The sequence below is a fragment of the Myxococcus sp. AB056 genome, from assembly GCF_006547365.1.
GTDB classification, from domain to species: Bacteria; Myxococcota; Myxococcia; order Myxococcales; family Myxococcaceae; genus Myxococcus; species Myxococcus virescens.
On sequence record NZ_VHLB01000005.1, the window covers coordinates 1 to 20,622 of the forward strand.

The following is a 20,622-nucleotide window of genomic DNA, read 5'->3' on the forward strand; positions in this document are numbered from 1 at the left end:
ACCATCCGCTTCACCATCTGCAACTTGAATGCAGCCGTATACGACACCGCGTCCTGCCTGCTCTCGCCCCCAAGGCGTCATCGGCTCGGCATCTCGGCCGAGGCGACAACTTCCCTGACACAGGGGGCTCATAGCCCTCCCACTTCAGGGGGCCCTTGACTGCGTCGCCGTCCTGAATTTCCTTCAGCCGCCGTTTCCGGTAGGCGACGTACTCCTGCCACAGCGGAGCCCCCCTCTCGACTCCCCTGGGTGGCTCCTCCAGCTTCGGCGCCATCTCCTTCAGCAGCTTCACGTCCTTCGGGAGCCGGGGCCCCAAGGACTCCAGCTCCGCCAGGAACAGCTTCGCCTTCGCGGCCTCCGCAGCGCCCACCTTGGCGTCCTGCGCGAAGAGGTCCAGGTTGACGTACCGCTTCCCGCTTGCCCCCCGTGAAGCCGCGGGCTGCGCGGACTCGCGACTCGCGCCCCCTCGCGTCGCCGCAGCCCCGGAGGACTCGCGGCTGACCGCCCGCGCCTCCGCAGCGGACATCTCGGCGTTCTGCTCGAAGAGGTCCAGGTTGACGGGCCGCTTCCCTGCAGAGCCCCTGCTGGCCACGGACTGGGCGGACTCGCGGCTGGCCGTCTCCATCAGCACTGCCTGCGCCTTCGCGGGGTTTCCACGGGCCTCGTACAGCGCCAGCAGTCCCGCCTCCCCCCACTCGGCGGCCAGCAGGGCACCCTCGCGGCTCGCCTGGAGGTAGCGCAGCAAGTCGCGCGCGGCGGTGATGCCGAGCTGCTCCTCCAGGCGCACCATCAGCGCCTTCATGGCGCCCACGTCGAGCGCAGGCATCTGGAGTCGCCGCAGCCCTCCGCGCGGCTCCACCAGGGCCCGAGCACCCTTGCCCCCGGCGTACACCGCCACCGCCAGCGCGGCCGGCGCCAGCTCGCGCGTGGCCTGCTCGTACTTGCCCTGCGCCAGCGAGTACGCCCCGTGCCCCGTCCCCACCGCCAGGTGATAGAAGCCCACCGGGACACCGAAGGTGAGGGAGTCAAAGGCTCCCGCCGAGACACTTCCCGGCGAGTAGTGCCTCTCCATCAGGGCCTTCTCCACCTCGTCGATGGCGGCCTGGTAGGGCGGCGGCAGTTGCCCACGCATGGCCATGAGCTCCGTGTACCGGGCCTCGCCACTCACCAAGCTGCTGGAGAGCATGTCCCGGCCCGCGCGCCCCAACCCGCGCAGCACGTCGCCGGCCTTCTCTCCCCGCTCCGGGATGCCTTCCAGTTCCAGGCCCCGCCGCTTCAGCTCCTCGCGAACAGCGGCCATGGCGCCCAGCGTCTCCCCCAACTGCTTGTCACGGGCGAGCCGTTGCACCACCTCGCGTAGCTCGTCGTCGAAGGCCGAGTGGAGGACGAAGAGGGCGAACACCTCGGCATACGGCACGCCGAACTTCTCAGTGGCCGTGACGATGAATTCCGCGCGCTGGCGACTGAGGGCTTCCGAGGCGTCTTCGTCCATCGGCCCCAGGGCGCCCAGGCGGACAGCGTCCCAGGGATAGAGGGACTGCACCAGCACGCCCATGTCCCCCACCCCGCGCTGCATGGCCACGAACTCCGCGGGAGAGGCACACGCAAGGAAGGGCTCCACCTTGTCCCGGCTTTGGGTCAGGCGGGGCCAGCCCGAGGGCACGGCCTTGCCGCCACAGGCGAACGCGCCGCCCTCCCCGTCCGAGCCTCGCGTTCCCTTCTCGTTGACGGCATTGCCGATAGGCCCTCGCCGATAGCCCATCGGCGCCGGCTCTGACGTCCCATCCGCGGCACCTGACTCCGCTCCCCGATACACACCCGCCGCCGCACTCCTCGCCGCATGGGAGGGCGCGGAGAAGGGACTGAAGGCCAGGGCCGCCCCACGGCCCACCTGGCCCGGCCTCGCCGGCAACGAGGCGCACCCGGAGGCCAGAAGGGCCACTACCAACGCGAGGCCAAGCCCGCCGCGCCAAGGCCGCTCAGCGCGCATTGTCCACCCCCAGTCCCACCGAAGCGAAGGCGCCTGGCCGCAGCGTCCCTTCCGCCGTCGGGAAGAGCAGCGTGCCCCCCTGCCCCACCGCGTACAGCTTCCCACCCAGGAAGCGCCATCGCGCCTCGGCTGAGGCGAGGTAGCGCGCTCCCGGTTGACCTGCGCCCACCGCCACGCCGCCCACCCCCACCGAGAGGTTGCGGTGGAAGAGCTGCGTTTCCAGCCGGCCGTCCACGTCCACCCGGCCCCAGTTGAAAACCTCGGTGCCCATTGTCAGCCGGAAGTGGCGCTGCCCCAGCACGCTCAGGCTCTCGGCGTCCCAGCTCAGAATCACCTCGCCGTAGGCCGAGTACCCCTCCGGGAAGGGCGCGTCCGCCTGCGGCAGGGCGTCCGGGCCCGCCACCTGAAAGCGCGCCAGCTCGTAGTCCGGGCCGAAGGCGCCCTGCCGGAAGCCTCCGCGTTGGAGGCGGCCCTCCAGGCGCGCTCGCAGGTCCATCCTCGAGGTCAGGTACTCCGCGCCCAGCCCCGCCACTGCGCCCCACGCGCCACCCTCGCCGGGACGTCCGCCCCAGCCCGCATTCGCCTGCAGTTCGAAGCCCCCCTCGGGGTTGCGGCGCCGCACGAGCATGGCCGTCCCATCCACGTGGGCCAGCGTCATCGACTCGGATGTCCCTCCGGCCCTGCCCCAGTCATGCACCGCGGACAGCGCCAGCGTGTACTGCATGGGGTATGGAGGGCGTCCAAAGAGGACGTGCTGCATGTCCAGGACGACTTCTGCCCCCATCAGACGCGCGCCCAACACGTCCGAGGCGAAGGCCTCGACGTACAAGGGCCTCAGCATCCCAGTCACCACCGCGCCGGCCGGGTGGTAGTCCGGGTTGCCCCTGTTGTTGTAGCGGCGCACCAGGTGCCCGGACAGCAGCGTGTAGGACTCCAACGCGCCCACCCACACGAAGTTCGGCGCGTCGCCTCCCACCATCAGGTTCTGCACCACCTGCCCCCAGTCGGAGAGCTCGTCCCAGTCCTCCTTCCGCACCAGACTGGCGCCCTCTTCCGCGCCCCACATGCGCAGGCGCACCGGAGCGCCCAGTTCGAGCTGGAGCAGGCCTGGTTTGACGACCTCCAGCCGCGGATGCACCTGCAGGAAGCCTTCGTCCCTTCCAGCTCCTCTGCGCGGCAGCAGCGCCCACGTCGTGGTCTCCAAGCTCAGCCGGTTCGCCCAGCCAGAGCCCGAGCCGGGCGTGGCCGGCTCCTCCTCGACCAGGGCATCCCCCTCGTCAACGGATGGCTCGAGCAGCGCATCCCCGTCCGCCTCAACGGGGTCAACTTCCTCCTCGGCCACGTAGTCTTCAGGATAGGCAATCTCCTCCGCCAACCCCGCTCCGGGTAACACCAACAGCAACACGACGGCCCAGCGAGTGAACATCGACGTCTCCTGTGAAGGCCCCAACGAAGGGGCAATGGACAGAGGCTTCCCGTTCAGTCCGGCGGGGCGCCGGTCCGTGGGGTAAATGCATTGCATTGCGGGAGTCGCCGACAGGCCGACTGCGCCAAGCAATAGGCAGACGTGTCACACCACGGCGCCAGGAATCCTGGCCCCGCCTGGAGCGGCAGGCAGACGTGTCACGTCGCGGCGCCCGGACAGTCCGGCACCGCTCACGACTCCAAACGTGCGAGTGGGGGGATTGAGGAAGGGCTCCTCAGCGCCCGCCAGGCATGCGGCCCAACGAAGCGCAGACGGCTTCTCGGCGCACGATGACCGTCCGCACGTGCCTCACATGGCAGTGCGGGAGGTCCTCTGCGCAGCGCGAGAGCCCAACGCCTACTTCGATGCGGAGCTAGGAAGGTGGATCAAGCGCGTCGCCCTCCGGGCGCTCTCCGCAGCCACCAAGGAAGCGCGCAGTCACGCGCATGCACTCCAGCACAGTGGGGAACACATCGCCCTCCAGGGCACGCCAGAATGAACTAGACCAATAGGTATAGTCCATTGGACCCCAGATTGGTATTCGGCACAAGCCCCCAATGCCGGAAACCCACGAACGGGTTTGGAGGTAGTGCTCGCAGGGCTAAGGAAAGGTGACGTTGCCCAGGGTGACAGTGCGGCGCCCGTCCACATCCCAGAGCTTCAGCGTGAAGGATCCTTGAGGAGACTCGGATGCTGCCTCAGCCTCTACCACTACGCGCTGGGTATCCGCTCCCGGTGCGATGGGGCCCGACTGCCATACTTGAAGCACCTTCAGCTCCTCGTTGGCCTTGCCCCTGAGCATCGCCCCCACTGCTGTCCATGGTTGAGCATCCCCCCCATATTTGAGGGTGACCTCAACAGCTACCCTGCGAGCTGTGCGGTATGCGTAGACAACGCTTTTGCCTGCCGCCCCTCCTGGAGCGAGGGTTACCCCTTTGGACACGTCGCGGAATTCAATCCCGCGGCCGTTCAGGACTGATGTCGCGATGAGTCCCGTCACTCCATCGGGCGCACTTCGCTCCTCGCGCAGACGCTCATTCTCCTCTTTGCACAGCTCAGCCGCGAGGCGAGCCTGGCGGACTTCTTCCTGGTATGTCTCGACGCTCCTCTTGCGCCGATAGACTTCGACATGCGCTTCCGACCGTGCCGGGTGCGCGACCAGGACAAACGTTGCACTTGCCGGGGCCGCCCCATCCTGGAAACGCACCGTCAACTTGAGCCGCTCTCCCGCGGAGATCTTCTCGGACGGGACCAGGCGCAAGGTGGTGAGACCAGCGTCCACCACCGCGAAGCGCTCGCGTGCCTCAACCGTCAGCCCGTCTCGACCCACCTCCGAGTCGAAGATGAACACCGTCGAGAGCCCCGGGCTCACCGCCACTTCAACTGCTGGCTGAGCATCATCAGAGACCAGCTCGATTCGGCGAATACTCAGCCCCACGGAGGAGGATGAAGGCGACTGAGCCAGAGCCGGCCCCCCGCCTGAGAGCAGGAGGAAAAGAAGACCGGCCGACACTGAATGATGCACGCGACGTTTCTCCTGGACCAAGCCAGCGGAGACACCGCTGGCGACTCACGGGCGGCTGCCAAACAGCGACTTGTCATTCAAACTCGCTCACGGCCTTGACCCAAACGCCAGAGTACACGCGCGCCTTACCGGTATCCCCTCCGCCGCCCTCTATCTCCAGTCCGCGGTTGCGAGAGGTATCCAGCACCTCCAGGCACACGGGGAAGCTCTCTCCGCGAAATCGCGCTCGAGTCAGCCGGACATAGACGCGGTCGGCAATAATGAGCCGGCCAGACAAGGTGGCCTTGTCCGAGCCCAGGATGAGCTGCGCAGTGCCTTCCCTCACCGTTATGTACTTATCGTCCCCCCGGATGAAGCTCGCCCCCGCATCGTCCCCAATCTCCATGCCGAGCTTCTTCATGCCCTTGGTGGCGCCTGCCGGGCACGACTCAGGATCCGGAGCAGGTCGCACCTGAGGGCCCGAGCAGGCCAGCGCGCCGCACAAGGCTGTCGTCGCCAGGGCGGTGCGGACGCTCCTCGCGGCCTTCTTCGCAGGCGCTGGCGGGGAGGAAGCGGTGTCATTCTGGGGGGTCGTCACGGTTGCAGTCACCTCGGGAAGCGTCGCAGGGGGCGCGACGGCCGCAGGTGTTGCCTCCGGCCCGATGGGAGCTGCGGCCGGGGCAGCTTGAGGTTTCTTGGCATATGCCGCTACTTCTTGGCTGGGGACGGCCTGCGGCTGCGGTGAGGCCGTCCGCAGTGAGAAGTACGCCCCAGACGTGAGGGCCATAGCCAGCAGCCCCGCCCCCAGCACACGCCCCAACCTCAGTCGCGAGAGGAACGAGCGCCGCCCCACCTCGACGAAGGGGGCCACAGGCAGCGCAAGCGGCGCGGCGTCCGCCTCCATTGCGGCTTCCGCCCCCATCCCTGCCTCATGCGCCAAGCCTGGCAGCTCCGCCTCCAGGGGCCGCGTAGCAGCAGCTACCGGAGCGGCTTGGGACGGCAATGCCGCGGGCGGGCCCGCTCCCGGCAGCTCTGGCCCAGGCGCCTTGCCACGACGCATCTGGCGCAGGGGCCTCTTCGCCCACCGCTCCAACTTGTTCACCTTGCCCTCGTTCTCGGTGGTGGCCGAGTTCGGGCCATAGGCGTCAAACAGGGGCGTGTCCCACGCCTCCCCTTCCGCCCCGGACAGGAGCTCCTCCAGGGCCGCACAGACAGTGCTCGCGCCGGGACGCGCAGCAGGGTCCTTCTCCAGCAGCCGCATGCACAACATGCCCAGCCGCTCCGGGACGAAGCGATTGACGTAGTGAGGGGGTACGGGCGACTTGCCAATGACACTCTGGACGTACTCCGCGTCCGTCCCCGCGTCGAAGGGCAACCTCGCCGTGAGGAGGCGGTAGAGGACAGTGCCCAAGGCCCACATGTCGTCCGAGGGAACGGACACGTAGCGGGCGCCCGACTGTTGGTCCATGTGCTGCTTCCAGAAGAGCCAGGCCTCGGGTGGCCGGTACTCCATCGTCCCCGGCGGCAGCATCGACTGGGTGACGCCGGGCGCGCCCCTGTAGTCCCCAATCCCGTAGTCCACCAGCACCGCCAAGCCGTCCGCGTCGCGCACCATGACGTTGGCGTCCTTCACGTCCCGGTGCACCACTCCCGCCTCGTGCGAGGCCTCCAGCGCCCGCGCCATGTCGAGCGTCACCTTCGCAATTCGCCGGGCACAGGGGTTCTCATCCTTCACCCACGCGCTCAGCTTCCGGCCCTCCACGTACTCCATTGCGATGAGGGCGAAGTCGCGCTCCTCGGCATGCCAGTAGGTGAAGCCGCGAATGCCCACCACGTTCGGGTGCGTCAAGCGCAAGAGGATGGAGACTTCCTTCTCCACCCGCCCCTCCACGCGCTGCCGCTCCACGAGCTTCAGCGCGCAGGGCTGCCCGCCGTTCGTCGCGAGGTACACAGTGCCGAAGCCACCTCGGTCCAGCTGCCTCACCACCGTGTAGCCCATCACCGAGTCCCCAGGGGACAGTACGGCTGGGGGGCCGTTGTCCCTCATGGCGACTTCCTCGAGACTCTGTAGGACAGCAGGACTGCGGCCACGCGCATGCGACTCCCTCCCCGGCGCCGGTCCACGCTACCAGAAGCCCGGGGAAATCGCGCGAAGTCTTACCCTACCTCCAGCCACCAGCCGCAGAGGGTTTCAAGCCCATATCAAGGTTAATCCAACTAGACTATCAGGTACAGTTGATTGGGAATGTACATCCCCCCTGACGCCCGTGGCTTCGCCCTTCCGAAGGAGCCCTCCCGTCCCTTGCCCAGCATCGTCGGCGGCACCCTGCGCGCAGCCCGCCTTCGCGCTGGCCTGAAGCAGACAGAGGTTGCCCAACTCATCGACATCTCCCCTATCGTCTACAGCCGAATTGAGCGCGGCCGAATGCTTCCCAGCGTCCAGACACTGTACCGTCTGTGCTCCGCGCTCCGCACCACCCCCAACGAGTTACTGGACTACCCCGCCTCACTGCCACCGGACGTCGTCACCGCCGCCAAGGAGGCCCTGCTCCGCCGTGTGCGGCCAGTTGGACGCACACCAGGCGCTCGCCCTCATCCAACTCCTGCCGGACGTGCGCTGATGGATGGTACTCCCTTGACAACTAGCAATTCAGGTATACTCCCTTGCACCTATGAACGAACAGCTTGCAGCGCACCTGGGTGCCATTGCCCGTCTCGCTCGGGAGCAGATGAGTTTGACGCAGGTCCAAGTCGCGGAGCGCGTGGGGATGGCCTCAGCCGTCTACAGCCGCATCGAACGCGGGCACATGATTCCCAGCGTTGAGACGCTGAAGAAGTTGTGCATCGAGTTGATGGTCTCCCCGGAGGACATGATGGGCCTCACCGAGGCCTCCGACAGAGGGGCACGGACTCGGCCGGAGGATGACGTCACCTTGCGCCGCCTTCTCTTCCTCGCGCGGAAGCTCGACGCGTCGAAGCTGGACGCCCTCGTCCGCATCACCACGGAGTTGGCCCGCTGAAGCAGCGCCGCGAGGGCACCCACCCCTCCAGCGCCAGCCTGCTTGCGGCCGGCGCTCCTGTGTCTCCGAGCAGGGAGTCCGTTGGCAGGGACCATTGGCCCCCTCGTCGAGCAAGGTGAAGAGCGTCTGTTCCATCAGGAGTCGATGGACGGCAGGTGAGTCGACCCGTCCGACGAATATGCCCGCTCTTCGCCGGACGAGCGCCACATCCTCTAGAGGCTCTTGGTGCTTGCCAGAGGGCGGCATTCATCTCTCGTGGCACGACTCGCCGCGCTCCGGCTCGGAGCGCGGCACGTACGGCTCCTGGGCGTCCCCGGGAGGGGCCGCTCAAGCGATTGCGTCCGGCACTTCGCTGTGGTTCCTTCGGCCCCGGAAGGCAGGGAGGTCGCCACGTGCTGCAACTCCGTCCGGGCTGTGAGTGTTGTAATCGTAATCTGCCGCCCGACTCACCCGACGCGCTCATCTGTACCTTCGAGTGCACCTTCTGCGTGAGCTGCGCGACGGAGCGGTTGAAGGGGCTGTGCCCCAACTGTGGCGGTGACCTCACGCCGCGTCCGCGCCGGCCCGCCAGCAAGCTGGCTGCGTATCCGCCGTCCACGGAGCGGGTGTTCAAGCCGGGAGGCTGCGCTCCGCGCGCCGAGGGCTGAGCCGCGACTGGAGCGCATGGGCTTCCTGAGGGTCATCGCTGTCCGGCACACATGTGTGGGACGAGGTTCTGGAAATGTCCGAAGACGAGTCGGTCCACGCCCACTTCGGTGAGTACGTCCAGGACGTGGTGGCCAGTGGCTACTGGGACGAGCCGCTCGTCCTCGCGTTCCTGGGAGAGACCATCGAGTACGAGCTGGGGCCGGAGGGGGAGGCGGAGTTCCTCGCGCAGGCCCGGCGCCTGCTGCGGGAGCGCTTCGCGGAGGAGGCTCGCTGGACGACACCGACCGCCAACGACGCCCTGGACCAGGCCTTCGCGGTGTTGAAGTCGAGGGGCATCGTCGCGCTGCAGAACGCGGGGCTGAACGTGGAGCAGGGGTGGGCGCGGATCGAGGAGGAGGCGGGCCTGCTGGGCCCTTCCGTCCGGGGTGTTGCCTTCTTCTCCGAGGAGGACGTCCACCACGCCGTGCGCGGCGAGGCGCTCCGGATGACTGCGAGAGCGCCCGGGGCCCGGGCGGATTCGCCGGAGAGCTCGCGGGTGCGACAGGAGGTCCGTGCCTGCCTCGTGGACCACGGGCTGGCGTCACGTGACGAGGGCGCACCGGATTCCATCCAGCTCGCGCCGTTCGCGTGGCGCAAGCGTCGATGGACCCATGTGGAGCGCGTCGGCGCGGGAGGCGTCCTCGTGCGCCCGAACGACGCACCCTGGCGCTTCGCGCCGGTCCTGCGGGCCGCGAGCCAGGAGCTCGGCTTTCCTGCCGAGGCGGTAGTCGGCGCGCTCGAGGACTACATCGCCGCGCGTGTACGACAGCAGTATGGGGCGTGGCTCGAGCTCGACCTGGCGTATGAGCCGGCGCGCGACCGCGTAAAGGTGTGCCAGGTACTGAGCGTCGTCGAGCGGCTCGACCCTCCGCCCGCATCGAGCAACCAGCGCACGCTCGCGGAGCTCCAGGCGCAGGGCTTCGACGTCTCGGTCGAGGACGAGCTGCTCGTCGAACTCTTCTACCAGCTCGCGGACGCCGAGGCCGCCCGACGGCAAGACAAGAAGTGGGGCGTGTTGCAACGGCTGCTCACCTTCGGCTTTAGCATTCCCGCCCCGTCGGATGAGCTGCTCCGCGCGGAGCTCCTCGCGCGCCTTCGCTCGTGAGGACCGCCACGGCCCCGGTTTTGGGTTCCTGCGCCAACGTGACGTCGGTTTCCATCGCTCGACCATCAGGTCAATGAGGCGCCGCACCTTGGCTGGCAGGTGGTTCTTGCTCGGGTAGAGCGCGGTGATTCGCACGACGCCCGTCTCGCACGACGGCAGCAGCACCTGGAAGCGTCCACGCGCCAGGTCTTCGTCGACGAGGAAGCCGGGGAGCAGCGAGATGCCCAGCCCGGCGACCGCCGCGTCACGCAGTGCCTCGCCGCTGTCAAACCGGAGGCGGCTTCGCTTCGCCCCTTCACCATGCCCCAGGGGCCGCCCCGCTCTCGCAGGCGCCAGCGCGGTCTGCGCGAGCGGCTGCTGGAGAGCAGGCAGTCATGGGTCGCGAGTTCCTCCAGCGCCTCGGGCTCGCCGCGTGCCTCGAGATACGCGGGCGCTGCGCAGAGGATGGCCGGATATTCCGCCACGAGCCTGGAGACCAGTCGAGTATCCGTGTTGGAGCCTGGATGCGCACGGCGAGGCCGTAGCCCTCCTCCATGACATCCGCGACGCGGTCGCTGAAGCTCACCTCCGCCTGCACCTCGGGCCGGTGAGGCTCAGCTGTCGCGTCGTGCGATGGAGCAGGCGCCCCCCAGACGCGACTCCAGCCGGGCCAGGGCCTTGCCCGCAGCCGAGCGAGTCAGACCGATGGCCCGACCTCCCGCCACGAAGCTGCCCGCGTCCACGGCGGACATGAAGGCGAGGATTTCATCGAGGTTGGCGCGCTTCATGGGGACTCGCGATTGTAGCGGCCGCATCGCTGGAGTGGGAAACGCGGTTCGTCAATCGCGCCGGTATAGGGGTACGGACGTCGCCACTCTCGTGCGTGGCGACACATTCATCCCACCCCTTCATGAGCGGGCCCAGGCGATGACGGAGCGCCTCGCCACCCGAAGGAGGAGGCACCCCGCTACGCCGCGCCGCGCTCCCGCAGCTCCGCATCCACCTCAGCGAGCAGCTTCTCCAGGCGCGTCTTCTGCAACTGAAGGCGGGAAACGTCGTCCAGCCCCGCCTCTGGGTCGCTGCGGCGCTCCTTCGGTGGGTCGGCTTCCAAATCCTCACGCACCTCCACGATGAGGACATCGCCCGCGCGGATGTTCGCGTCACACCACGTCAGGTGCTCGCGATACTCCCTACCTTCAGAGCCGCCCACGTGGAGTGTGAATTCAGGGATGGCGCTGGTCTCGTCGTCAGGGCGGCGCACCCACGACAGGATGGTGTGGAGGACTCCGAAGTCCGGCAGCCCCGCGGTGGTGAGGTGCTCGCCATTGCGAAGGACGCGAAAGCAGAGCATCGGCGGCCTACTCCTTCTTCGGGAGACCCAACTCGTGCTTCTCCAGCCCATCCGGGTAGATGCCGGCCTCGCCGAACTCCACCTGGTCACGCAGCACCCCGCCCTCGGACACGACATGGGCGGCCTCCTTGGCGGCTTCCGCTCGCCCATAGGGCTCGCGGAGCTCGGCGTGGGCGACACCACGCAGCGCATCCCTCATGTCCGCCGCCGTCGCGAAGCGCTCCTCGGGGTTGCGGCGCAGCGCGGTGTGCAACACCGCCTTGATGTCCTGGCTGAGGTGGCCCACCGCCTTCTCGACGACGTCCGGGCCAAACGCCTCCATGAGGGCCTGCATCTGCTGCAGCGGCAACGAGGGCTGCGACTCCGCGACAAACCGGCTCTCTTTCGCCACCACTGGGACGTCGCGCACCTCGAAGAGGTGTTTGCTCGTCAAGACTTCCACGAGCAACACCCCCAGGCTGAAGACGTCGGAGCGCGGCGTCAGCCCTTCCTTGCGCAGGTACTCCGGAGAGGCGTAGGCCACGTCCCCTCGCAGCAGATTCTCGGGCGACTCCTCCCGCCCCACCAGCAGCGAGAATGCCGAGCCGAAGTCCAGCACCTTCACCTCTCCATGGAGTCCCAAGGCGATGTGCCGGGGACTCACGTCACGGTGGACGATGCCCAGGGGCACACCCTTCTCTGACGTCAGCGTGTGCGCGTAGTGCAGCGCGTCCGCCACCTCCGCCCCCACATACAAGCCAAAGCCCTCCGAGAGGGGCTGCCCTCGCACCAACGCCGCGCACACCAGCGTCTCCAACGAGGGCCCACCCACGTACTCCATGATGGCGTAGGGGGCGTCCTCCTCCTCATCCACCTGCATATGGAAGACTTGAGCGATGTTGGGATGGTTGAGGCGAAAGGCCAGCTGCACCTCTTCAATCATCCGCTTGCGCATCATGTACGTGGATGGGCTGGCAATTCGGCGAACCAGGGAGAGGCCAGCCAAGACTCCATCCGCCACTCGCCGCTCCACCTTCAGGAGCTTCTCGCCATTCGGCCGCACCTCGACCTCCCGCACCGCCTCGTAACGCACGCCCTCCACTTCGAAGAGGAAGTGCGGCGCGCTGGGGCTAGGCGGGGTGGAGAGTCTGGACGGAAACTCCTCCGTCGACACTTCATCTTCCGAACGCTTCGTCATGGCTGTGAATCCTCCTGAAAGAGGGGGGCGCGGCCCCACAAACACCGAGATTCGCCATCGCGGCAACTCTCCCGGAGCTTTCTAGGTCTAGTTGACTAGACCGTCGAATTAACATGACCCTTGGAATCTGTGAAGCCCTCTACCACTCGTAGCGGACAGGCCGCCCCAAGAGCGCCTATCCCTATCCAGGGTGAAAGACACCCCAGCCTTGGCCTCAAACGCTGGGCTGGGCAGCCCACAAAGGAAACATGCATCGTGAGTGAAGCCGTTGACTGGGGTCCGCTTCGCACACTGGAACGCCGCGTCTTCGCCAAAGGAGAGCGCCTGACCCTCACGACTGAGGTGAAGGCCCTGCTGAAGCGCACGGCCTCCGAGGTGGGCATCGGCGACGACGAAGCCCAGAGTACGCTCACCACGGAGGAGGCCGCGCTGGGCCTCTTGCGTGAGGAGTCTCGGCGCATCCGCGAGGGCTCCGACAGACTCATGGACGCGCTACACCGAATGTACCAGTACAAACGGGCGGGGGACTTCGTCAGCGCCCGCCAGGAGGTGCGGAACGTGCTCGCCGTGGAAGTCGTGCCCCACCACCGCGCCATCGCCCAGGGGCAACTCGAGTGTCTGCTGGAGATGAATGGCTTCTGCGCCGGCCCGGAGTGCGGCTCATGAGCTACCCGTCAGCGTCCCTCACCTCCCGCTCTGCCCCCGCCCGCTACGCCCAATAGGGCTCATGCTCCTCCCGCCCGCTACGCCCAATAGGGCTCCTGTCCTTCCTATGCTCTTCCAAGTCGAAGGCGGTGTGAGTCCCCGACGGTACACCGAGCTCGGCGACATCTCCTCGTTCGCGGAGGTCACGCGAGGCTGGCGGGAGGATTCCGCCCTCGACCTCGTGCTAGGCGAGTGGACGGGGTGGCCTTCTCGATGAAGGAGCGCGGCAGGGCCTGGTTCGGTACTTCGAGCCAATTCCTCCCGAGGAGCTCGAGGGCCAGGATTGACGCGTCACGGCCGTGACGCTGACGCGTCAGCGAGGGCGCCTGACCGACGGCGGTGTCGATGCCTCCTCGCGGGCCCCCCCCCTCTCCCGTGTTCGAGAGGGTGGCATACGAAGTGCAAAGGTTCCGGCCGTCCAACGACTCCACCGAGGATGGCCATCATGAGCGACACTTCAGACGGGCTGCGGTCGCAGCTCTGAGTCAAGGAGCACTCCAACACCCTGACCTTCCGTGGGATGATTGTTGTCCGGAAGATAGGTATTACATACTGTGCAGTGCCACGACTTCCCTCAGCCTCCTGGCTTTTTGATCAGATGGGTTGCGGAGAAAAAAGTCTCAGCGGGAGCCGCAGCAGGTCAATATGGCACCGTGACCCGGTGAAGCCTGATTACAGTGCACACCGTTGTTGAGCGTGTAGCGGTGTCTCCATTGCAGAGTGAATTTGCGGAAAAGCCGGTGTAGTTGTCACCTGATAACGGGGGTTTCGATTGGCAGATGCCAGCCAGACTATCCAGGCATTTTGATTTGACAAAACAAAGCCCGTGCTAACAGTGAAGACTTCATAAAGGAATACTCTTTTTCCATCGACGCTTTGCCGGTTTTGACCGGCGTATATCAGGAGGCAAAATGAAATCACCCTTCAAGAAGAACGTCCTCAAAGTGGCGGTCATTGCTTTGACCACCATGGGCGCGAGCGCAACAGCCGTTGCTGAAGTGAGTGTGCCACCGTTTTATGCAGCCGTGATGCGCATGAAAGCGCAGGGCAAGCTCGGCCAGGTCATCAGCAAGGAGGAAATCTCTACGCCGATCAAAGGCGCTCGGGCATGGCGAATTGCCTATATTTCCTCGGACCTCAATGAGCTTAAAACGATTTCTACCGGCCTTCTGATCGCACCCACCGGTAAAGTGCCGAAGGAAGGTCGGCCGGTGGTTTCCTGGGCTCATGGCACGACGGGTACGGCGCAGAATTGCGGCCCGTCGCAAGTGAGCAATCCGGCGGTCCCGTTGAACCAGTATTTCGTCGTGGGGGGTAACTCATCGACGGATTATGGCATTCCTGCGGTTGAGGAGTTCATTAATGCGGGCTACGTCGTTGTTGCAACGGATTATCAGGGCCTGGGTGGCGGTGGTAAGCACCAATATGCTGTTTCAGCAACCAACGCCCGGGACGCCATCAACGCTATTCGTGCTGCTGGTTACATGAAGGAAGTTGGCGCTGGAAAGAAAGCCATTATATACGGCTGGTCGCAAGGGGGCGGAACGACCATTGCTGCGGCCAACTCTGGCGATTACATCAATAAAACAGGTACGGCTTTCGACGGCATTGAGTTGGTCGGATTTGTCGCTATGGCACCCCAGGATATGGCGGCACTGGCTCCTGAAGGCGAGACAACGGAGGCACAAAGCGAAGTCCTACTGAAGAACCTGGAGAGAACCTTCTCCGACAATGTGTTCAATTTCACGCACATGGCAGAAAACCTCTGGGCTACACAGGCGGCGTTTCCTGAAAAGCTTCAGCTCACAGATATCTTTACGTATGACGGTGCCCGGGTTGTCGATGACATCATGTCGAATAAATGTGTGCATGCGGCTTCAGATACGTTGAACTACACGTACGAAGATAAGTTTGGCTCTCTGATGAAAGCCAGGCCGACTAATGCCAAGGCATGGGTAGATGCCATAAAGGCGGGTAGCGTTCCGAATACCAGGCCGGTTGCCCCCGTTATCATTTACTGGGGCACGAAGGACACGGTCGTCCCCCCGGTCATGGGCGAGCTCTACCGGGAGCAGATGTGCAAAAAGGGTGGTAACGTCGCGCGTGTGCAACTGGTGGGCAAGCAGGACCACTTCAGTACACCTGCCGCTTCACAGCCGCTGTATGTACCCTGGATTGCCAGTCGGTTTGCAGGTAAACCTGCTGCTAATGGCTGTGCCGCTGACGCATCCCGCTGACGCATCCCCTCATTTTGGGGATGCAAGTCCTTGATTGTGCTGGACTCCCGAGGGCAGGGGCCAGCACTTGAGGCCCTGCCTGGAGCGAGAAGGCCGCCGGCGCCCATGGCATGGGCTCTAAGTCGCTGAAATTACCTTGGTTTTCGGCTCAGGAATGAGGGGATGCGTCAGGGCCGGAGGGGCAGGCGCCCTTGAGCTGATTGCCGCAGGAGCGCCCTCCGGAGAGGCCGCTTCGCGGCGCAGACTCAGACGGGCGTCACCTTGTCGAAGGGGCGCACCACCTCTTTGCCATCGGAGACGCGTGTCACCACCACCGTCTTCGCCTTCGCGTCGACGGCCTTCACCTTCGCCGAGAAAGTGCCCCGCCCCTGCTTGTAGCGTACCTCCTGTCCCACCTCGTACGAGGTGGACATCTCGGAGCTCGGACTGGACCTGAGGGCTGCGTCCGTCGCGGTGCGCCCTGCTGCGCGCGGGCGCCCGCGGCTCTTCTTGGGCGCGGGCCCAGCCCGCGTCGGCTTCGCCTCGGCCTGCGGCCTCATCCACTTCCGCACAGGCACCGTGGGCGTGCGCTTCGGCGCGGGCGCAGGTGTGCGCTTCGGCGCGGACGCCGCCGGAGCCGGGCCAAGCTCAATACCCAGGAACCGAGCAATCCTCTCCAGCAGCTCCAACTGCCGGCCCATCACCTTCCCCACCTCCTCCGCCACCGCAGCCTGAATGGTGCTCTTCATGTCGTTCTGCATGTGCTCTCGCTCGCTTTCCTCGCGGGCTGGCTGGCCCGCGCAGTGTCCAACACGACAACCGTCAACGCTTCGCACTCACGCTACAACTAGGAATCCGAGTATTCCGACTACCTTCTCAGAATGACGCCTTCATCTCACTCCAGCGCTCGCGCTGCACCTCCCACGTCCCCGCTTGTGCAACCGCCCGAAGGTTTCGCTCGCTGAGGGGTTCCTTCCCGTCGACGGATTCGGGAAACAGCACCTCCTCCTGGATGTCAGGAGCCAGCAGTTGCAAGTCCAACAGGTGCGTCACGCGCGCCCAGGTGAAGCCCAGTTGGCGTGCGACGTCCGCTGCGCTCGCCACCAGCCCCCGCTCAATGGCGGCTTCCACATGGTTCGCCAGGGCCAGCATCCGCGCGACGTGCGCTGGCCGGCGCGACACCTCCCGCGGCGGGGGTGTCGCCCCCTCTCGGAAGCGCACCTCCGCCCGACGACGCACGCGGTGGAAGTGCGCACTAACGAGACTTGCCTCCGCTGCCTGGGACTCGGGGCTCGCGCTCACGCGGCCACCTCCTCGCGCCCGGGAGCCGCGACCTCACCGGCATGGGCAAGGTGCACGTCGACGCGGCCCGTCGCATCGTTCATCACCACCTGGCTGACGAGGGCCCGCAGCAGATAATTGATAGAGATGGTCGAGTCATTCAGGTACTTGGCTCAGATGCACGGCTAGATAGCGCTATCGCCCAGCTTCGCGCCTCAGAGTGGGGCGCGTCGCTATGGGGGGGATCTTGAGAGGTCCCACGTCGTCTATCTGGTGTATCCAGACAAGCTCGGAATGAAGCGCGGCGAACCGCTACAGGGGCTATGTGGTGGCCCTGGATATGAGCAATGTTTCTCCGGAGCTTGTGCCATTCACATCCGTGTTGACTGGGACAATCAGGACTGGGCGACGCGAATTGCGGAGAGGCGTGGCGAGAAGCCGGATAGTGACCTATTCTTGATAGCAGATGAATTACCCCACGGACTTGACTGGGTAACTGGCAAAGTCGAATATGGAGGTTTGGCCTTTGCTGACCATGTCGCAACACTGGTTGAGAGCTATCGGTAACACTCCTCGCCAACGTGCCGCAGTTCTCGCACTCACCTGCATATACGGATGCACGGCGCCCTCTGAGAGAGCCCCTGCCCCCATCGACATTCAGAACGAGGAGGACAGCATCGAATGCCAGAGGGCTCGCACCATCTTCAAAACCGATGCCGAGCGACATAACAACTGCGTAGAAGACGACGACTGCTACATAGAAGACCTCCGCGTGGTCCCCCAAGGATGTTGCTTTTCAACGTCATGGACTTGGCGCCAACGCAGGGAAACCCGTGCTCTTCTCAATACGACCTACATCCAATGCGGCGGTGTGGCGGACTATTACTGCCCCAGGTCATGTACTGCCGCATGCATCGAAGGGAGATGCGTTGGCAGGATTAAACCTCCAGGCGAAGCACCACCCGCCCCGTAGAGACTGCTCGCAGCTCGTTTGTTCATGAGATGCGCCCACGAAAATTGACCATGTAATTTCTGGGCGCGCCTCCCGACACAGCCACTTCCACCCAGTTCGGAAACCACCGGGCTCTATTGAGCACCTCTTTCACCGGCTGAAAAGTCCGGTTGTCCGCTACACCCACCCAAACCTGGTCGCCGCGTCACGCGCGTGGCAAGGCCAGCCCGCCAGTGCGTCAAGACGAGTGAGCGAGGCACACACTCACCCTCTTTCGCCCGGTCAAACCCAGTATTCTTCGGACCCATCCGTAGGCCTGTGCATGCAATGACGCGTTCGCCGACGCACGCTTCTCGCCGGCCTCGAATATCCGGTAGTCACAGCCAGGTCCTTCTTCCACAGCAGGCTGGAGAGGTGCTCGTTATATATTGAAATCAATCTGCAGGATGGGTGTGTCCGCTTCGATGTCGCGCCGGAACCGCCCCCACCGGTCGAGCGTGCTCTCGTCGAGCACGGCCGGGTCGCGATACTGGTGGAACAGCGCGTAATTCATCGAGCGCTGGAGCGCGAGCAGGTCCGGCACGGCCGCGAGCCACTCGCGCTCCATCCGTCGGAGCTCCCGATACCCTTCGAGAAACGGCCCCAGGAACGAAGCGGCCGCTTCGTCGCGCGCCTCTCGAGCCTCGCCTCGCGCGATGTAGAAGAGGAGTACCGCGATGTCCTTGACGAACCACGAGTACTCGCAGTTGTCGAAGTCGAACGCGGTGATCTTCCCTTCGGCGAAACAGAAATTGTGCATGTGGAGATCGGCGTGGATCAGCCCGTAACTCTCCGGTGTTCGCGGTAGCCGATTCAATCGCGCGATGATCGCCGCGGTGCGCTCGCGAACGAGCTTCTCCTCGGGAGGCGCGAACCGGTCGATGTCGACCACGTCGTACTCATGCCATTCCTGGCGCTTGAGCCTGGGGCTCGAAGGCGCGTAGGTCTCGGCGCGGTTGTGGAGCCGCGCGAACAGCCGGCCCAGCTCGCGGAACAGGGGGGGCTTCCAGTAGCGCTCCTTGAGCGGAGGCGCGTCGTCGAAGACGATGCCCGGCGCGCGCTCGAACGCGGTGGCGACGAAGTAGCTGCCGGGCTCGCGGTCTTCGATCCGCTCCACGAACTGCCCCGCCTCGGAGAGGAGCGGCGAGGCGATTGGAATGCGCGCGGCGGCCAGATAGCGAACGAACTCGACCTCACCCAGCGTGTAGTCGATCGTTCGCCGCGTACTGTGCGAGATGCGCAAGATAAGGCCTTCGCCGTCGTCGTTCTCCGCCTCGTAGACAAAGTTCTCGAAGGCCGTGAGCTCGGTGAGCTGCTCGGGCGACAGGCCATACCGGCGCGCAGCCTCATCGCGAATCGGCTCGTGGAAGCGGCGGACAAGCTCTGGATGCATCGAACCCTCTATTCCTTCAACGTGAGGCTGCTCTCACCGTAGCCCAGCACGGTCGAGGCAGAGTCGCTGGTGACCGAGACGCCCAGGCCGCGCGCGAGGGTCTCCGCCAACGGGGGGCCATTGCGCGGCCGCGTGAACACAGCCAGGTCTGTGCCGGTCAGGGGGTGATCCGGGCGCCGGAGCCGCTGGTTCAGCATCGCTTGCTCGCGCTCGACGACGCGCAGGCACCGGCGCTCGAGGGCGAACGCGCTGGCAGCGACTCCAGCGAGCTCACCGCAGATGGGCTCCGCCACGACCTTGTCTCCCGGCAGCCCATGCGCGAAGAGCTCGGCTAGTCGCCGCTGGCTCGTGGCCTGCTCGGCGGGATCCAGCTTCGCCAGCTCATCCAGCGAGGTGCCCTGTGGCGTGCCGGGGAACGCCTCGCCGATGCGCGCGAACAACCAGCGGCTGAGCTTGATCTCGCGCTGGTATGTCTCGGCGAGTGGGAAATCGTCCCGGAGCAACGGGTAATGCGCGACATCGATGGGCGCCTCCACGCACTCTTGCAGCGCGGTGCGCGGGAGGTGTCCGGCGAACGCCGCCCGGAGCCGTTCGTGGAGCAGCCCCTGGGTCGCACCGAGGAAGCGGACCACCGATTCGACGCGCTGCCCGAGCAGGCCGTAATCGAGCGCGGCGTCGAGATCGCCGAGGCGCGCTGCGATGTCGGGCTGGGCCTCGATGGGTGCCGGGGCCGCGCCGGTCAACACCTGCAGATATTCGTTGATCAGCGCCGGCGGCCCGGCGCACACGCCGTGCGGACCATGGAAGACCGCGTGACGCTCGGCATAGTCCACGATCGATTGCGCGGTGACGGGCTGCTCGGGGGCATCGCGCACCAGGTCGTTGGTGACCAGGCGAACTCCGTCGATCAGCCGGAACATGGCCGCGAGCCCGCTGTCGAGCTCTCCGTTCGGCACCGGATGGTTGCCCCGCACCAGCACGTACCCGACCGACGCGAGCGTGCAGACGACCATCATGTGGAGCTCGCCCGCGGTGAGCACGCCCGGAGTCCGGGGCGGCATGCGCGCGAGGAAGGCCTTGCGGAGCTGCTCGGTCAGCGAGAGCAGGTCCGGCCACTGACGCGCCATGCCCTTCATCGCGGTCACGTTCATCGGGCGTTCGCTCTGGTACCGGCTCCCCGCGTAGTGGCACTGCTTACGCACGGTAGGGAGGTCGAGGAACAAGGTGCGCGGTGCGACGTTGTTCTCGCCCACTTGCCGGCCGTCACCGTCGAGCGCCGGATGCGCCACGCGGTAGACCGGCACGACCACCTCGAGGTTCGAGAGCTCGAACGCCCGTCCGAACGCCTGTTCGGTCAGCACGGGGCAACGATTGTCGCGGGCGCTGAACGTGAGCGGCTCACGCCCGGCGGGCACCTCACCCAACCGCTCAGGGAAGGACACCGCGGTGCGGCCCGTGGGCGCATCCGAGACCCGCCTCAACACCCGCTGTTCGATCAATGCTTCGAGCAGGTCCCGGATCTTGTCCCAGGAATGGGGCGCGCCGTCCGACCACGCCATGGCGTCGGAGGCTTGAAATTGCTCGACCTGGAGCAGCTTCTCGCCCAGGGGCGCGATGTCCGGCTCGTCGAAGATGAGCTCCACCTCGCCATAGAAGAGGTGCAGGACCTGCTGGCCATTTCCCGCGTCGAGCCGGTCGTGCGTGAGGCGCCTTCGATTGGGAATGTAGAGCATCTCATCCGCTTGCAGCTGTGCCATG

Annotated in this window: 16 protein-coding genes and 3 pseudogenes; 6 read left to right on the plus strand and 13 right to left on the minus strand. The window is 65.8% G+C overall.

The genetic code is table 11. The annotated features are described in order from the left end of the window. Window positions 1-127: 127 nt before the first annotated feature. The 4 genes and pseudogenes from FMP39_RS03625 to FMP39_RS03640 form a co-directional block, all read right to left on the minus strand. A pseudogene (locus tag FMP39_RS03625) lies at window positions 128-1,990 on the minus strand (hypothetical protein); the annotation flags it as partial. After that, the gene (locus tag FMP39_RS03630; protein WP_141588618.1) at window positions 1,980-3,416 is read right to left on the minus strand and encodes a hypothetical protein; all 1,437 of its coding nucleotides are present in this window, start codon (window positions 3,414-3,416) and stop codon (window positions 1,980-1,982) included. The pseudogene FMP39_RS03625 and the gene FMP39_RS03630, both read right to left, overlap by 11 nt. Before the next feature lie 640 nt (window positions 3,417-4,056). Next, a complete protein-coding gene (locus FMP39_RS03635) occupies window positions 4,057-4,980 on the minus strand; it encodes a DUF2381 family protein (RefSeq protein WP_141588619.1) in 924 nt (307 codons plus the stop codon). Between the two features lie 73 nt (window positions 4,981-5,053). Further along, window positions 5,054-7,006, minus strand: coding sequence for a serine/threonine-protein kinase (locus FMP39_RS03640; RefSeq protein ID WP_141588620.1), 1,953 nt, complete (start codon window positions 7,004-7,006; stop codon window positions 5,054-5,056). A gap of 198 nt (window positions 7,007-7,204) precedes the next feature. Here FMP39_RS03640 and FMP39_RS37740 point away from each other — a divergent pair, with 198 nt between their 5' ends. The 4 genes from FMP39_RS37740 to FMP39_RS37745 all read left to right on the plus strand — a co-directional run bounded on the left by FMP39_RS37740 (window position 7,205) and on the right by FMP39_RS37745 (window position 9,771). Then, window positions 7,205-7,783: a helix-turn-helix domain-containing protein gene (locus FMP39_RS37740; RefSeq protein WP_228557623.1), complete on the plus strand. Its 579-nt coding sequence runs from the start codon at window positions 7,205-7,207 to the stop codon at window positions 7,781-7,783. After that, the gene (locus tag FMP39_RS03650; RefSeq protein ID WP_228557658.1) at window positions 7,665-7,979 is read left to right on the plus strand and encodes a helix-turn-helix domain-containing protein; all 315 of its coding nucleotides are present in this window, start codon (window positions 7,665-7,667) and stop codon (window positions 7,977-7,979) included. Before FMP39_RS37740 ends, FMP39_RS03650 begins: the two co-directional genes overlap by 119 nt. 392 nt (window positions 7,980-8,371) lie before the next feature. Continuing rightward, window positions 8,372-8,626: a DUF1272 domain-containing protein gene (locus FMP39_RS03655; protein ID WP_141588622.1), complete on the plus strand. Its 255-nt coding sequence runs from the start codon at window positions 8,372-8,374 to the stop codon at window positions 8,624-8,626. 74 nt (window positions 8,627-8,700) lie between these two features. After that, window positions 8,701-9,771, plus strand: coding sequence for a hypothetical protein (locus FMP39_RS37745; protein ID WP_228557624.1), 1,071 nt, complete (start codon window positions 8,701-8,703; stop codon window positions 9,769-9,771). A 111-nt stretch (window positions 9,772-9,882) separates the two neighbouring features. On the opposite strand, the pseudogene FMP39_RS38645 reads toward FMP39_RS37745, so the two are convergent. The 5 genes and pseudogenes from FMP39_RS38645 to FMP39_RS03670 form a co-directional block, all read right to left on the minus strand. Then, window positions 9,883-10,143 (minus strand): annotated as a pseudogene (locus FMP39_RS38645) (LysR substrate-binding domain-containing protein); the annotation flags it as partial. Next, a pseudogene (locus tag FMP39_RS38390) lies at window positions 10,131-10,235 on the minus strand (LysR family transcriptional regulator); the annotation flags it as partial. The pseudogenes FMP39_RS38645 and FMP39_RS38390, both read right to left, overlap by 13 nt. Window positions 10,236-10,364: 129 nt before the next feature. Beyond that, on the minus strand, window positions 10,365-10,538 hold the full coding sequence (locus tag FMP39_RS37755) for a LysR family transcriptional regulator (protein WP_228557625.1): 174 nt from the start codon (window positions 10,536-10,538) through the stop codon (window positions 10,365-10,367). A 179-nt stretch (window positions 10,539-10,717) separates the two neighbouring features. Then, entirely contained in the window at window positions 10,718-11,101 is a 384-nt protein-coding gene (locus tag FMP39_RS03665) for a hypothetical protein (protein ID WP_141255347.1), read from the minus strand. A 7-nt stretch (window positions 11,102-11,108) separates the two neighbouring features. Further along, window positions 11,109-12,278, minus strand: a complete 1,170-nt coding sequence (locus FMP39_RS03670; protein WP_141588623.1) for a serine/threonine-protein kinase — start codon at window positions 12,276-12,278, stop codon at window positions 11,109-11,111. Window positions 12,279-12,533: 255 nt separating this feature from the next. Here FMP39_RS03670 and FMP39_RS03675 point away from each other — a divergent pair, with 255 nt between their 5' ends. Then, the gene (locus FMP39_RS03675) at window positions 12,534-12,944 is read left to right on the plus strand and encodes a DUSAM domain-containing protein (RefSeq protein ID WP_141588624.1); all 411 of its coding nucleotides are present in this window, start codon (window positions 12,534-12,536) and stop codon (window positions 12,942-12,944) included. A gap of 950 nt (window positions 12,945-13,894) precedes the next feature. Beyond that, window positions 13,895-15,220, plus strand: coding sequence for an alpha/beta fold hydrolase (locus tag FMP39_RS03680; RefSeq protein WP_141588625.1), 1,326 nt, complete (start codon window positions 13,895-13,897; stop codon window positions 15,218-15,220). A gap of 245 nt (window positions 15,221-15,465) precedes the next feature. On the opposite strand, the gene FMP39_RS03685 is transcribed toward FMP39_RS03680, so the two are convergent. From FMP39_RS03685 to FMP39_RS03700, 4 genes are all read right to left on the minus strand, one after another. Then, a complete protein-coding gene (locus tag FMP39_RS03685; protein WP_141588626.1) occupies window positions 15,466-15,960 on the minus strand; it encodes a PspA in 495 nt (164 codons plus the stop codon). 115 nt (window positions 15,961-16,075) lie between these two features. After that, complete coding sequence (locus tag FMP39_RS03690; RefSeq protein WP_141588627.1) at window positions 16,076-16,501, minus strand: hypothetical protein; 426 nt, start codon at window positions 16,499-16,501, stop codon at window positions 16,076-16,078. 1,352 nt (window positions 16,502-17,853) lie between these two features. Further along, window positions 17,854-18,864 carry a phosphotransferase enzyme family protein gene (locus tag FMP39_RS03695; RefSeq protein ID WP_141588628.1) on the minus strand — a complete coding sequence of 337 codons (1,011 nt, stop codon included), beginning with the start codon at window positions 18,862-18,864 and terminating at the stop codon, window positions 17,854-17,856. Window positions 18,865-18,872: 8 nt separating this feature from the next. Continuing rightward, window positions 18,873-20,621 (minus strand): hypothetical protein, encoded by a 1,749-nt coding sequence (locus FMP39_RS03700; RefSeq protein ID WP_141588629.1) that lies wholly within the window; start codon window positions 20,619-20,621, stop codon window positions 18,873-18,875. Window position 20,622 lies beyond the last annotated feature (1 nt).

What these genes read in the sequence shown, in the direction of transcription:
- FMP39_RS03700 (WP_141588629.1), bottom strand. Translation starts at nt 20,621, where the DNA reads ATGGCACAGCTGCAAGCGGATGAGATGCTCTACATTCCCAATCGAAGG.
- FMP39_RS03665 (WP_141255347.1), bottom strand. Translation starts at nt 11,101, where the DNA reads ATGCTCTGCTTTCGCGTCCTTCGCAATGGCGAGCACCTCACCACCGCG.
- FMP39_RS37745 (WP_228557624.1), top strand. Translation starts at nt 8,701, where the DNA reads ATGTCCGAAGACGAGTCGGTCCACGCCCACTTCGGTGAGTACGTCCAG.
- FMP39_RS03670 (WP_141588623.1), bottom strand. Translation starts at nt 12,278, where the DNA reads ATGACGAAGCGTTCGGAAGATGAAGTGTCGACGGAGGAGTTTCCGTCC.
- FMP39_RS03695 (WP_141588628.1), bottom strand. Translation starts at nt 18,864, where the DNA reads ATGCATCCAGAGCTTGTCCGCCGCTTCCACGAGCCGATTCGCGATGAG.
- FMP39_RS03685 (WP_141588626.1), bottom strand. Translation starts at nt 15,960, where the DNA reads ATGCAGAACGACATGAAGAGCACCATTCAGGCTGCGGTGGCGGAGGAG.
- FMP39_RS03640 (WP_141588620.1), bottom strand. Translation starts at nt 7,006, where the DNA reads ATGAGGGACAACGGCCCCCCAGCCGTACTGTCCCCTGGGGACTCGGTG.
- FMP39_RS37755 (WP_228557625.1), bottom strand. Translation starts at nt 10,538, where the DNA reads ATGAAGCGCGCCAACCTCGATGAAATCCTCGCCTTCATGTCCGCCGTG.
- FMP39_RS03630 (WP_141588618.1), bottom strand. Translation starts at nt 3,416, where the DNA reads ATGTTCACTCGCTGGGCCGTCGTGTTGCTGTTGGTGTTACCCGGAGCG.
- FMP39_RS37740 (WP_228557623.1), top strand. Translation starts at nt 7,205, where the DNA reads ATGTACATCCCCCCTGACGCCCGTGGCTTCGCCCTTCCGAAGGAGCCC.
- FMP39_RS03680 (WP_141588625.1), top strand. Translation starts at nt 13,895, where the DNA reads ATGAAATCACCCTTCAAGAAGAACGTCCTCAAAGTGGCGGTCATTGCT.